Here is a 13784-nt window from a genome sequence, read left to right on the forward strand (position 1 = left end):
GCCGCATGCCGACCCGGCCGGGGATGACGGTCACGCGTTGGGACTTAACCTCACCCCACCGCATGATCTGCCCCGGCCTCCCCCATCCGCCGGACATGCATTGCCTTCAGGCCCCGCCCCCCTGCGGGGCTTTTTCTTGCGTCCAGCCCCGGCAAAGTCGCGACGAGAGCCCGCCCCGCTCAACGATATAGGCTGATCACGACGGCCCTCTTGCAGAGGAAGCCGGCTGGCGCGCCACGCATGGCGATTGGCGCGGGACCATCGCGCGGCGGTTGGTCAGAAGCCTTCGCGCGGGGCCCGACGCCGCCATCAATACTGGAAGCGCACGCCGACGACGCCGACCACGGCCATGAAGTTGTTCATGACGATATTGGAGCGCGTCCATTCGGTGCGGACCTCGCTCTTGAGCTGAATGTTGCGATTCATCTTGTAAGTGCTGCCGGCCGCCAGGAAGGTCCGCTGATCGGTCCGGCCGATGCCGACGAACTGATCCTGGCCGTAGCCGCCGCGCAGGGTGCCGATCAGCCACGGCTCGAACTGATGGTCGACCTGCAGGATCACGTCCCGCGACAGGATGCCCGAGACGTTCATCGCCGGCGTCTCCGAGGCCTGCGACCGCGCCACCAGCACGAACGTCGTCGTATCGGTCGCGGCCCAGGCAAGGGTCGCATCCGCGATCACGCCGTTGATGTTCGGCATCGCCGGCGAGTCCATGCGACGCGTGAGATAGCCGACCGAGGCCTCGCCGGTCAGCGATCCCATGTTGACGACAGCGCCCGCACGCGCCGCAAGGCCGGTCGAATCGCGCCGCTGGCCGTTGAAATCGACCTGCAGATCGTGATTGCGGCGGTCGAAGCTCATATCGACGAAGGGTGAGATGTTCGGCGTCAGCACATAGGTCACGCGGAGCTGCGCACCTGGTTGAGTGTAGTTGCGGTCCTGTGTCCGCAACGGGATGTTGGTCGTGATCATCGCGTCGTTGAACACGACCCGATCGAGCGATCCCTTGAACGCGATCTCGCTCGCCCCGAGCTTCTGCAGAACGCCTGCGCTGCCGCCGAAGCTGGTGACGCGCGGCAACTTGAGCAGTCCCGGGATCGTCAAGGCATCGTTGACGAACCGGGCCTCGCCAGTGATCGCCGTCCCATCGATGACGTCGTAGCGCCCTTGCGCCCGCGCCTCGAAGGTCGGATGGCTGATGCCACGGACATTGGTGTCATCGGTATAGGCGCCGCGGAAATCGGCGTTGAGCTGATGCCGCTCCCATTGCGAGCGGAGCGAGACGTCGGTTGCCACGATCGCCACCGGCGATCCGGCTCCCCGGGCTCGCCGTGTCGGATTGCTGTCATAGCCAGCCAAGATCTCCACCGCCGGCTTCACGAGGAAGGATCCGACCGTCACGCCGGTCGGATCATAAGGTTTGGCGTCGGCCGCCACCGGTTGCGGCGTCACCGTGGTGAGATTGCGATCGGGCAAGACGTCGCGGTTGCGGATCACGCCGACCGGCTGGCTTGCCGCGACGGCCGGCAAGGCCGGTGCGACCGCGACCGGCTCCGCCGGCGCTGCTGAACCATGTGGTGCTGCATTTTGCGACGGGGCCGGTTGCGCTGCTGCCAGCTGCACTCCGCGCGTGACGTCACGCGCCGCCACCGGCGCGCTCAGACCACGCGCCGGCTGGAACGCAGCGGATTTGAGTGTGAAGCTGCCCGGAGACACGCCGGACTTGCCCGGAGCCGCAAGCGCCGGCGCACCGGACTCAGGCACGGGACGCAATAACGCGCCCACGTTGCGCGGGTCTTGGCGCATCGCCAGCATCCGGCTGTCATTGGCGATGCGCGGGACATTGTAGTAGATGCTGCGCGCGGTGACGTGACGGAAGAACAGCCGATCGGCCCGCCCGGGAACGACATCCGTCGGCTTGACCGTGATGGTCTGCTGCGCCGAGGCGGCATCGGCCACCATGACCGTGAGCAGCAGCACCTCGACCAGCGTGAGCGTAACCCCGCGCTGTGATCGCGTCACCATCAGCCGCTTCGTCCGCACGGCGAACGCGCCGGTCTTGTGGGATGAATGAGTTTGCACGGAAAGCCGAAGATACACAGGTCTCGCGAGAACGTCGGGATGCGCCCGACATCGTCCGCAACATGTGCAGCCAACGCGCTCCCCTTGTGACCAGATGACTGGCAAAGGTCGGCGGAAATTTTGCCGAGCCGGGGAGATTTCATGTGGCAATGAGGAGCATTCGCAACACGCAGGATCGAAGCGATCTGCAGACGCCATCGGCGCTCGCTGAACGAACTAATTAGTCATTTTTTGGTTCGACCGCCCTGCCGGCGCCGTAAACCGAACAATGCGGACCGACCACGCGAATCGGGCTCCGCGAAAACGAGAGGTCGTGTCTTGAGTTGTCAGGACCGGATGCAGGACCCGCCACGCCGTCACAGCCAAGGCCGGTGTGTTTGCCAAGGGGCGCGGTCAGATCATCGACGACAATGATCGCGAAGCTACTTGCCGAACTCTTCGCGCATCTTGGCCTGGATCTTGGCCATGCCGCCGAGCCAGCGATCGTAATTCTCGGTCTTCTTACGCATATAGCCGAGCACCTGCGGATGCGGCAAAATCAGAAATGTCTCGTCAGCGAGCCCCTTCAGCGCATCCTGCGCCACCTGCTCGGGCGTCAGATCGCCGTCACCGGATTGCGGGCCCTTCGGGATCGACCGCAGCATGTCGGTGTCGACGCCCTGCGGGCACAGGATCGAGACCTTGATGTTGTCAGCCTTGTGCGAGATCGCGAGATTCTCGGCGAATCCCACCGCGGCGTGCTTGGTGGTGGAATAAGGCGCGCTGCCGACCTGCGACAGCAGGCCCGCCGCCGAGATCGTGTTGAGGAAATAGCCGCCACCGCGAGCCTTGTAGCGCGGGATCAGGTGCCGCGCCGCGTACACATGCGCCATCACATGGATCGCCCAGCTGCGCGCCCACGGCTCATCCGTCGTGCCTCCGACATTCACTGCGAGCGGGTCGAAGCCGCCGCCGATGCCGGCGTTGGAGCAGAACAGCGCGATCGGGCCGAACTGCCGCTCGGTCTCCTCGATCACACGGCTGATGTCGGTTTCCTGCGAGACATCGCATTTGAACGCCGCGCCCCCGACGCTCTCGGCAACCGCCTTCGCTGCAGTCTCGTCGAGGTCGGCCACGATCACCTTGGCCGCGCCGGCCCGCGCAAAGGCCTCGCACAGCGCCTTGCCGATGCCCCGGGCTCCGCCGGTGACCACCACGATCTTGCCGGTCACCTGCATGCAAAGCCCTCCCCGCGGAATTTCTATGTCAAGACCAGATCGAGCACCGCGGTATAATGGAAGCCGGCGCCCAGCAAGACGAAACCATGCCAGATCGCGTTCTGAAAGCGCAAGCGCCGCCAGGAATGGAAGATCACGCCGAGGCTGTACAGAATGCCGCCGGCAAGCACGCAGGCGAGCACCGAGGTCGGCATGACCGCGATCACCCGGTCGTACATCATGATGCCGCTCCAGCCGAGCGCCAGATACAGCCCGATCGACAGCGTATCGAACCTGCCCGGCCAACGCAGCTTGAGCACGATGCCAAAGATGGCGACGCCCCAGACGCCGAGCAGCAGCGCGGCCGAGAACAGCGTATCCTTCAGCGCCGCGATGAACGGCGTATAGGTCGCGGCGATCAGCACATAGATCGCCGAGTGATCGAACCGGCGCAGCACCCATTTGGTCGGCGACACCGGCCACAGATTATAGGTCGCCGACAGGATCAACATCGACAACAGGCCGGCGACGTAGACCGACACCACGACGATGTCGACGGGACTGGCATAGATGGAGGTCAGGACGACGAGCACGGTCGCAGCGACCAGGCCGAAGCTGATCCCGACCGCATGAACGATGCCGTCGGCAATCATCTCTACCTTGTCGTAATTCCAGCGGACCGCGCCGGCGGCGGCGTGGACGGAGGTCGAGGCGAACTGTTTCAGTTGGAATACGGTCATGGAGGAACCTGGCGCTGGCTTGCCAAGACAAACTTGCCCGGACGATTATGGTTTCCAGAGGTCAACGATCCGTTCAATCGCTGTTTCTATCCGCAAATGCCGCGGACATGTGAGCTTGATTTCAGCGTTTTTCATCGCCACCTGTCAAAAATCGCTCACGCGCTTTTCAACTGGCGAATTCTTTCCTCCTCATGGTGTCTTTTTCCGAAATCGTCGAGGAAGCGCGGCTCTCCGCCCGTGCCCTGCTCGATTATGGCGAGAGCTTCTTCAACCCGACGATCCGGCTCGGCGTCACCGGATTGTCACGGGCCGGCAAGACCGTGTTCATCACGGCGCTGATTCACGGCCTCATTCGCGGCGGTCGCATGCCGGTGTTCGAGGCGCTGTCCTCCGGGCGCATCGCGCGCGCCTTTTTGGCACCGCAACCGGACGATGGTGTGCCGCGCTTCGCCTATGAAAGCCATGTGCGGGCGCTGGTCGCCGAGCGGCGCTGGCCCAGTTCGACGGTCGACATCAGCGAGCTCCGGCTGGTGATCGAATTTCAACGCGGCAACGGCGCGGAGCGGACCCTGACGCTCGACATCGTCGACTATCCCGGTGAATGGCTGCTCGACCTGCCGCTGCTCAACAAGAGCTATGAGCAATGGGTTCGCGAAAGCCTCGCGCTGTCGCGCAGCGAGCCGCGGTCGCACTTGGCCGGAGCGTGGCACGCGCATCTGGCGACGCTCTCCGCCGAAGGTCGTGAGGACGAGCCCGCGACGCTCGAGTCAGCACGCCTGTTCACCGACTACCTGCGCGCCTGCCGGGACGATCGCTTCGCGATGAGCCTGCTGCCGCCGGGGCGTTTTCTGATGCCCGGCAATCTCGCGGGATCCCCCGCGCTGACCTTTGCGCCACTCGATGTGCCGGCGGACGGCCGGGCACCGGATGGCTCGCTATGGGCCATGATGGCGCGCCGCTACGAGTCCTACAAGGATATCGTGGTCCGGCCATTCTTCCGCGACCATTTCGCGCGGCTCGATCGCCAGATCGTGCTGGTCGACGCACTGGCGGCGTTCAACGCCGGACCGGAGGCGTTGCATGATCTCGAAGCCGCCCTGACCGGCATTCTCGACTGCTTCCGGGTCGGGCGCGGCTCGGTGTTGTCGGCACTCTTCCGGCCGCGCATCGACCGCATCCTGTTCGCGGCCACCAAGGCCGATCATCTGCACCATACCAGCCATGATCGACTCGAGGCCGTGCTGCGGCGGGCCGTCAACCATGCGGTCGCCCGGGCGGAGAGCACCGGCGCCGAGATCGACGTGGTGGCGCTCGCCGCTGTCAGGGCGACGCGGGAGGCGCTGGTGGCGCGTGGCCGCGACAAGCTGCCGTCCCTGCTCGGCACCCCCGCGGCGGGCGAAAGCGCCAATGGCGAGATCTTCGACGGACAGACCGAAGTGGCGACGTTCCCGGGCGAGCTGCCCGCCGATGCCGAGGAGCTGTTCAAAGGCGGCGCCTATAGGGGCCTGTCGAGCGCCGGCGCCGACGGTACCGATTTCCGCTTTCTGCGCTTCCGCCCGCCGCTGCTGGAGCGGGAGGCTGGCGGCGAGCCCGCGCTGCCCCATATCCGTCTCGACCGCGCCCTTCAGTTCCTGATCGGAGACCGGCTGCAATGAGCGAACGCGCCAAGCCCCGCCGTCCCCAGACATTCCGGCTCGACGATCCGGACGTCGTTGTCGTCGATGCCGAGGATGCGGCCCGGCCCGGCCGCGGCACAATTCAGATCACGCCAGAAGCCGACCCGGCGCAATTGCCCGTCCCGGTCGAACTCGCTCTGCCCGCGCGGCGCGGCTTCCGCTGGGGCGCCCTGTTTTGGGGATCGGTCGCCGGCCTCGTCCTGCTCGGCCTCGGCCTCGGGGTCACGCATCTGATCGAGGATCTGTTCGCGCGCAGCGAGGCGCTCGGCTATGTCGGCGCCAGCCTTGCCGCAGCCGCCGCCGTCGCACTTGCCGCCGTGATCGGCCGCGAGACCTACGGCCTGGTGCGTCTCGCCACGATCGAGAAGCTGCATCAGCGCGCCGCTGCCGTGCTGATTTCTGACGACCGTGCCGAGAGCCGCGCCGTGGTGGCCGAGCTGCTGCGTATCGCCCACGCCAATCCGCGGCTGGCGCGTCCGCGCGCCGCGCTCACCGGCCATGCCGACGACATCATCGATGGCGCCGACATGATCAAGCTCGCCGAGCGCGAGCTGATGGCGCCGCTGGATGTCGAAGCCAGGCGGCTGGTGTCGCTGGCAGCGCAACGCGTCTCGGTCGTGACCGCGGTCAGCCCACGGGCACTGATCGACGTGCTGTTCGTGTTTGTGGCCAGTTTGCGGATGATCCGGCAGCTGGCGCGGCTCTATGGCGGCCGCCCCGGTGCGCTCGGCATGATCAGCCTGTTGCGCCATGTCATCGCCCATCTCGCCATCACCGGCGGCATGGCGGCAAGCGACAGCCTGATCCAGCAGGTGCTGGGTCATGGCATCGCCGCGAAGCTGTCGCAGCGGCTTGGCGAAGGTGTGCTCAACGGCCTGCTCACGGCCCGGCTCGGCCTCGCCGCGATCGACGTGACCCGGCCGATGCCGTTTGCAGCGCTGCCGCGCCCGGCTCTCGCCGATCTCGCCAAGGATCTGCTGCGCAAGCAGGAAGAGGCGGAGTGATGCTCAGGCGCAGTTCGCCGCGTCGAGATCTCCGGCCAGCCACCGCCACTGGTACAAGGGGGAGTCCGGCGGCGGTGACAGATCCGGCGTCCACCCCGTCAGCTTCTTGATCGCGTAGGTCTCCATGACGGTGCCGCGCCACGACCGGGTGACGTTGCCGAGCGGCGCGAGGCGCGCCGTCGTGCCGGCCCAGAGCAGGCCGGAATCGTCCGGGCCGCGGACGACATAGAGGCCGGGATGCGCTGCGATCAGGTTCATGCCGGGATCCCGAAAGCCCAGGAAGCGGGCGCGCTCGTTGACCTGGACGACCGGAACACGCCCCCTGAAGAACCATCGCATCATCGCATAGGTCCGATAATCGGAGGTGGCGATCCAGGTAGCGCCGGTTTCAGCCAGCTCATGCTCGACCTGCGCCGCGACCTGCTGGTACCCCGCCTCGCTCCCGATCGGGTCGGCCCTGCCGAGAAAATTCCAGGGCGCCGCGACATAATAGAGGAAGATCAGAACGACCATCGCGAGGCCGCTCGCGACTGCGATCCGCGCCCAGCCGACGGTCGAGCGAATCATCCATGCCGGCCAGCCCTCCTGCGAAAGTTTCACGATGTTGATCGCCACCGCGGCAAAGCCGATCGGCCACATGAACATCGGCCAAGTGTCGCCGATCCGCAGAGTGAGCGACTTCCACAGGAAATACAGGAACGGCACGAGCACCGCGGTCGAGAGCAGAATGGCGACCGGCTCGCGGGTGCGATAACCGCGCCAGGCTGTCAGCGTCAGCGCGGACAGCGTCACCGGCAGCAGGACGAAGCCGACCTGTCCGAGCTGCAGTCCGATATAGTCGCCGACCGTCCGCCAGGAAAAATCGCGCGGCGCCGTGGCGCGAACGAGCTGGAATCGGAACGAGGCCCAGTCATGCTGCACGTTCCAGATCAGCACCGGCGAGAACACCGCGAGCGCGATCAGTGCTGCGCCCCATGGATAGGGGCTCGCGAGCCAACGGCTCCGCCACGCCGGAACGAGCAGGAATGCCGCCACGCCCGGCAGCAGCATCACGACGGTGAATTTGGACAGCAGCGCCAGACCGCCGAACAGTCCAGCGACGAGCCACCAGCGGCCATCGTCACTCTCGACCAGGCGCATCAGCGCCCAGATCATCGCCAGAGCAAAGGGGATCGCCGCAATATCGGGTGCCACCTTGGCCATCAGCAGCCCGTAATACAGCGCAGCCTCGGGCAGCAGCACGGCAAGGATCACGGCACGCGCATTGTGAGTGACGCGGCGAACGATGTCGGCGAGCAGAAGCTGCGATGCCGCCATCGCCACGATTCCCGCGAAGCGGACCCCGAGATTGGTGTCGCCAAACAGAGCCGTTCCAAGCCGGACAAACCAGGCGATCATGGGCGGATGATCGAGGAAGCAGAGCTGCAGTTCCTTCGACCAGGTCCAGTAATAGGCCTCGTCAGTGCGCAGATCCAGCGCGCTCGCATAGACGATCCGGAGCACCGTCATGCCGGCGATGATCGCCGCAGCCATGAGCCACGCGGCGCGCAAGGAGCGGGAATCTGGACCTGCGATGCTGGGGGAAATGGCCGTCACGCGGTGCTTTTCCCCGACTCTGCCGGGCGAGTCAACGCTCCCCCACGCAGGCGGGATTGCAGGCCTTTGCCCACGCTCCGCCCCACTAGGCTACCAGGGAATAAATCTCTAGCATCACTGTTCATGACCACACGGGCCGTATGACCATCTCGATTTCTCATCATCTGCGAACGGCGCTGCGCGGCATCGGCCTGCGTCAGGTGCGGCTGATCTGCGGCATTATTCTCTTCAGCTACCTGCTCAGCCATTTCCTCAATCACGCGCTCGGCAATGTGTCGCTGCATGCGCTCGCCGCGGGGCTGTCCTATCACGTGGCATTCTGGCAATTCCTGCCGGTCGCAGTGCTGTTCTACGCGGCGGTTCTCATCCATGGCGGCCTCGGCCTGTGGGCGCTTTATCAGCGCCGGCAGTTCAGCCGCAGCCTCATCGAGCCGCTGCAGCTCGTGCTCGGCCTCAGCATCCCGGCACTGATCTTCACCCATATCGCCGGCGTCCGCCTCGGTCAGACGCTGTACGGGCACGAGAAGTTTTATCCGCAGGTCCTGTACTCCTACTGGGCCGGACCGCCCTGGCGGGTCGGACTGATGACCACGGCACTGCTGACATCCTGGACCCATGGCTGCATCGGCCTGCATGCCTGGCTCCGCCTCAAGCCGCTCTATGAGCGAGCCGCGCCCTGGCTTCTCGCCTGTGCCGTGCTGATCCCAACGCTGGCGCTGCTCGGCTTTTATCGAGGCGGCCGTGACGTGATCGCTGCAAGCACGTCCATGGAATGGCGCGCCGAGAACCTGACATCGCGGCAGACCGGGATCCCCTCGGAGCAGGCCGCGCTCGAGACCATCATGAACGGCTTCCTGATCGGCTATATCGGCCTGATCGGCGCCGTGCTCGCGGCACGCGGCGTCAGGGCCATCAGCGAACGCCGCGGCGGCATGATCACATTGTCCTACAACAATGGGCGCATCGTCCGGGTGCCCAAGGGGCTTTCGATTCTCGAGGCCAGTCAGCGCAACAACGTGCCGCATGCCAGCATGTGCGGCGGCCGTGCGCGCTGCTCGACCTGCCGGATCAGGGTGATCGGCGATCACACTGCGCTGCCGGCGCCGTCGCCCCGCGAGGCCTTCGTCCTGTCCCAAGTCGGTGCCGCCGATCCCTCGATCAGGCTGGCGTGTCAGCTGCGCCCGACGGCCGATCTCTCGTTCTTTCAGCTCTTCATGCCCAACCTGACCTCCGGCGAGCGCGGCAAGCCAAGGACCCGCATTGGACAGGAACGGTATCTCGTCAGCCTGTTCGTCGACATGCGCGGATCGACCAGCCTCGCCGAGAAACGATTGCCGTTCGACGTCGTGTTCATCGTCAACCGCTTTCTGGAAGCCGTCTCCCAGGCTGTGCTGCGCAATGGCGGCCAGCCCAATCAGTTCGTCGGCGACGGCATGCTCGCGCTGTTCGGACTATCGGCAACCCCTCACCTGGCCTGCCGTCAGGCGATTCAGGCCGCCCGCGACATCGCGGCCAACATCGCCGCGCTCAACCAGGTTCTCAGCCATGACCTGCAGGATCCGCTGCGTTTTGGCATCGGCATCCACGGTGGCGAAGTGATCGTCGGTGAGATCGGCTACCGCGACCACATGGTCTTCACCGCGCTGGGAGACGCCGTGAACGTCGCCTCGCGGCTGCAGGACATGACCAAATCCCTCGGCTGCCAGTTCATTATTTCGGAGGATGTCTATACGCGGGCCGGCATTGCGCACGGCTCGCTGCCGCAGCAGGAGGTAGAGATCCGCGGCCGCGCCGAGCCGATGCGCGTCCGGATCGCGATGGAGGCCGCCGACATCGCGGCGTTGACGCCATCCGATGAAGGCGCGGTTGCGTGAGAGATCGGCGTTGAACCTGTTTGCGCCATCAACTGTCATACGAGAATGGTTGCCGCGGTTGGGCGGCGGCTGGCGAAGCGGTGGGCGGCGCGGCAGCCAAAAGCCGCAAAGCCGCCACGATATCGATCAATTGGGGCCGAAAGCGCCCGCTGTTTGCGCTATCAAGGCCGTCCCAACCGCAGTATCCTTAATTTCGGGCCTGACGGTTTGCGGGGACCGCCGGCTCGATCTGGATTGATCCCGCGGAGGCAACGTATGGCTAAAGGTACGGTCAAGTGGTTCAACCCGACCAAGGGCTATGGTTTCATCCAGCCCGCGGCCGGGGGCAAAGACATTTTCGTCCATATCTCTGCAGTGCAGAAGGCCGGGCTCACGACCCTCAACGAAGGCCAGACGATCGAGTACGAAGAGATCGCCAATCGCGGCAGGAGCTCGGCCGAGAACCTGAAAGTGTAATAGACGAGCTCGCGCGCCTTCTGCCTCATGGCCCCCCTGCCTCACGGCCCTTCGGCGCACATCGTGCCGCTTGCCGAGCAAGCACAACACGAGCCACGAGGAACCAGACAGGAGCGGTGTCCGCTCCTGATATTGTCATGCATTTTAGCTTGCACTTGTTTGTAGGTTCAGCTCCCTCCCGCCATTGCCTTGCTGGCCCGACATGAGTCAAATGGGCATCAAGCCGCGCAAAGAACAAAATTCCAGCGCGCGGAAAGCAAAAAACGGGAGCAGCGTCTCATGGATGAGAAGGGCATTTTTCACGGCCTGAAAGTGCTGGATTGCGCGAGCTTCATTGCTGCTCCCGCCGCGGCGACGGTGCTTTCCGATTTCGGCGCCGACGTGATCAAGATCGAACCGCCCGGCGCCGGCGATCCCTATCGCAACCTGCCGAACCTGCCCGGCTATCCGCGCAGCGAGCATAATTATGCTTGGTATCTCGAAGCCCGGAACAAGCGCAGCATCGCGCTCGATCTGGCGAAGCCAGAGGCCCAAACCGTCCTAAGGCGGCTTGTTGCGGAGGCAGACGTCTTCATCACGAACTACCCCCCTTCGGTCCGGGCCAAGCTCGGCCTGACCTACGAGACACTCGCGCCGCTCAATCCGCGGCTGATATATGCGTCGTTCACCGGTTATGGCGAAAAGGGCGAGGAAGCCGACAAGCCCGGCTTCGACAGCAACGCCTATTGGGCGCGGTCCGGCCTGATGGATCTGGTGCGCGCCGACGAAAGCACGACACCGGCGCGCTCGGTGGCCGGAATGGGCGACCACCCTTGCGCGATGGCGTTCTACGGCGCGATCGTCACCGCGCTGTATCAGCGCGAGCGGACCGGCAGAGGCAGCCACGTCGCCTCCAACCTGATGGCGAACGGAGTTTGGGCAGCCTCGGTCCTGGCCCAGGCGAAGCTGTGCGGCGCGACTTTCGTCGAGCGACGGCCGCGCGAGCGCGCATTGAACGCGGTGGCCAACCATTACAAATGCCAGGACGGCCGCTGGATCATGCTGTCGCTGCTCAACGAGGAGAAGCAGTGGCCGATTCTCGCCCGTTGCCTCGGCCGTGAGGATCTGATCGAGGATCCGCGCTTCGTCACCAAGGCCGACCGCCACGCGCGCTCGGTCGAGCTGATCCAGGAGTTCGACGCGGTGTTCGCGACCAGACCGTTGGCGGAGTGGCGCAGGATTCTCGATGGCAGCGGGCTGGTGTTCGGGGTGGTCGGCATTCTCGACGACATCCCCCATGACAAGCAGATGATCGAAAACGAGGTGCTGGTGCCGTTCGAGAACGACACCATGCTGACGGTCAACAGCCCGATCTGGATCGACGGCCAGCGCAAGGTCGTCCCGCGCAAGCCGCCGGGACTAGGCGAGCACAGCGACGACATTCTGCGGCAAGCCGGCTTCGACGACCAGGCCATCCGCGAATTGCGCGCACGCGGCGCGGTCGCCTGACCTATCGTGTCGCGATGAAGCACATGCCGAAGCGCGTCGCGGGCCCGGTCTGGCAGGACAGGTTCGAGGCGCAAGTCCAGGTCGAGAAGCTCTTGTCATTCTCTGCAGGATCGGTGCGGCCCGCATAGCAATGCGCGCCCCAGCCGTCATTGTAGACGGTGCCGGCCAGCTCGTCGCTGCCGCGCAGCTGCGGACGGCTGGCGAAACCGCGCGAGAAGTCCGGCGTGCGGCCTTCGGCAAGAGCGGTGAGGATATCGCGGCGGCGCACCTGATCGCCGAAGAAGTGCGGCGAGCCCGGCACCACAACAGTGTTGGACGGCTTCTCCGCCATCCAGTCGACGCCAGGGAAATGGAAGCCGCCGATACCGCGCGTCTGATGACAGCCGCCGCAGCTCGAATCGTTGAGGCGGCGCTCGAAGCCCGCGACCGTCTGGATGTTCTGCAGCCTCCCCCCCTGCGCGGCCGCTTGTTCGAGCGCGCCGACCACGTCGGCCTGGGTGAACAGCGGAGCAGGACCGCTGGAATCTCCCTGCACCAGGCCATAAGCGGGCAACAAATCGGAATTGACGAAGCCGACCGGCGTGGGCGCCACGGCGACCTTGGCCAGGAACTTGTCCGGGATCACCGCCGTGCCACGGTCGAGCTCGCCAAGATGCACGGGATCGAGCAGCCACGCCTTGAACTCGCGCGCGAGCGCGGCATCCACCAGCAGCCGGTCGCGGTCGACCTGGTCCTCCAGCACCGCCTCCTCGAAGGTGCCGCTGGCAGACTGATAGTCGAACACCTTCATCATGTAGTCGGTGCGGAAATCGCGAACGTCGGATTTCGGCGCATGGGCGATCTGCAAATTGGTCTCGATGCGGTGGATGTTCTCCGGCCTGATCAGCGCCAGCGGCCCGTCGGGCGCAACAAGTCTTGCGGCCAGCTCGGGCCCTGTCAGCTGCAGGTCCGAGGTCGCCAGCCAGCGCTTGGCGATGTCGGCGCAGCTCGGCGCGTTGCTCCGGGCCTGCTCGTCGCTCCGCGCCTTGAGCACGATGTTCAGCGTCATCGGCAGCCGCGGCGACGCCAACTCGCCGCCTTTTGCTTCCGGGGGTGTCGTCCGCGTCAGCCTGTAGAGCAGCCGCACCTCGCCGCAATGGTCGGGATCGACGAAGGCGCGATCCATCCGGTTGACGACGCCGGCCAGCACAAAACGGGTATCGGGCGCATCCAGCACGGCGCGGTCGAACAGCTGGAATGCATAGGAGGTGCCGACCCCGATGCTCTCGTTCGGCAGCGTCGTCCTGTGCTTCTCGACATAGCGGTCGAACTCGGCATCGAGCGCCTTGCGGATAGGCTGCATCGCCGGCAGCGCAAACAGCGTTGCGCTGGTCAGGGTCGCATCGCTGCCGGTTGCGAGCATCCGGCCGAGGCCGAACGGGCCCTTGTCGAGCTCACGCAGCGCGAACGGCTCGAGGATGGCGGTGCCGCGCTCGAGCGGCGCAGCCTCGTCGGCATGAGCAAGCGAGTTGCAACACAGCAGGGCCAAGCCAATCAGCAACGGTCGCAAGATGCGCCTCCTCGTTCGAACCGACCGCACGAACCGGGCCAGAGGCCCCGCCGCGCGCCGGCTTGCTACGAAACGAAGATAGCCGAAAGGCGGCGGCAACGCGCTAATATGCGGCACGGCGCC

The 13784-nt window shown here is 65.4% G+C and carries 10 protein-coding genes; 5 read left to right on the top strand and 5 right to left on the bottom strand.

The annotated features are described in order from the left end of the window. Positions 1-309: 309 nt before the first annotated feature. From HL671_RS28415 to trhA, 3 genes are all read right to left on the bottom strand, one after another. On the bottom strand, positions 310-2025 hold the full coding sequence (locus HL671_RS28415; RefSeq protein WP_210264139.1) for an outer membrane beta-barrel protein: 1716 nt from the start codon (positions 2023-2025) through the stop codon (positions 310-312). Between the two features lie 479 nt (positions 2026-2504). Next, on the bottom strand, positions 2505-3299 hold the full coding sequence (locus tag HL671_RS28420; RefSeq protein WP_172240861.1) for an SDR family oxidoreductase: 795 nt from the start codon (positions 3297-3299) through the stop codon (positions 2505-2507). A gap of 23 nt (positions 3300-3322) precedes the next feature. Then, positions 3323-4018, bottom strand: coding sequence for a PAQR family membrane homeostasis protein TrhA (trhA, locus tag HL671_RS28425; protein WP_012046510.1), 696 nt, complete (start codon positions 4016-4018; stop codon positions 3323-3325). A gap of 191 nt (positions 4019-4209) precedes the next feature. On the opposite strand from trhA, the gene HL671_RS28430 reads away from it, so the two are divergent. Both HL671_RS28430 and HL671_RS28435 read left to right on the top strand, forming a co-directional pair. Beyond that, positions 4210-5673: a YcjX family GTP-binding protein gene (locus HL671_RS28430; protein ID WP_172240864.1), complete on the top strand. Its 1464-nt coding sequence runs from the start codon at positions 4210-4212 to the stop codon at positions 5671-5673. Further along, on the top strand, positions 5670-6698 hold the full coding sequence (locus HL671_RS28435; protein ID WP_172240867.1) for a YcjF family protein: 1029 nt from the start codon (positions 5670-5672) through the stop codon (positions 6696-6698). Before HL671_RS28430 ends, HL671_RS28435 begins: the two co-directional genes overlap by 4 nt. A gap of 3 nt (positions 6699-6701) precedes the next feature. On the opposite strand, the gene HL671_RS28440 is transcribed toward HL671_RS28435, so the two are convergent. After that, positions 6702-8231, bottom strand: coding sequence for a glycosyltransferase family 39 protein (locus HL671_RS28440; protein WP_172240870.1), 1530 nt, complete (start codon positions 8229-8231; stop codon positions 6702-6704). A gap of 203 nt (positions 8232-8434) precedes the next feature. Here HL671_RS28440 and HL671_RS28445 point away from each other — a divergent pair, with 203 nt between their 5' ends. The 3 genes from HL671_RS28445 (at position 8435) to HL671_RS28455 (ending at position 12112) form a co-directional block, all read left to right on the top strand. Next, on the top strand, positions 8435-10168 hold the full coding sequence (locus HL671_RS28445; RefSeq protein WP_012046514.1) for an adenylate/guanylate cyclase domain-containing protein: 1734 nt from the start codon (positions 8435-8437) through the stop codon (positions 10166-10168). 255 nt (positions 10169-10423) lie between these two features. Next, positions 10424-10624 carry a cold-shock protein gene (locus HL671_RS28450; RefSeq protein ID WP_006609369.1) on the top strand — a complete coding sequence of 67 codons (201 nt, stop codon included), beginning with the start codon at positions 10424-10426 and terminating at the stop codon, positions 10622-10624. A gap of 279 nt (positions 10625-10903) precedes the next feature. Further along, the gene (locus HL671_RS28455) at positions 10904-12112 is read left to right on the top strand and encodes a CaiB/BaiF CoA transferase family protein (protein ID WP_172240873.1); all 1209 of its coding nucleotides are present in this window, start codon (positions 10904-10906) and stop codon (positions 12110-12112) included. A 1-nt stretch (position 12113) separates the two neighbouring features. On the opposite strand, the gene HL671_RS28460 is transcribed toward HL671_RS28455, so the two are convergent. After that, the gene (locus tag HL671_RS28460) at positions 12114-13652 is read right to left on the bottom strand and encodes a hypothetical protein (protein ID WP_172240973.1); all 1539 of its coding nucleotides are present in this window, start codon (positions 13650-13652) and stop codon (positions 12114-12116) included. Positions 13653-13784: the final 132 nt, after the last annotated feature.

The organism is Bradyrhizobium denitrificans (assembly GCF_013179005.1).
GTDB classification, from domain to species: Bacteria; Pseudomonadota; Alphaproteobacteria; order Rhizobiales; family Xanthobacteraceae; genus Bradyrhizobium; species Bradyrhizobium denitrificans.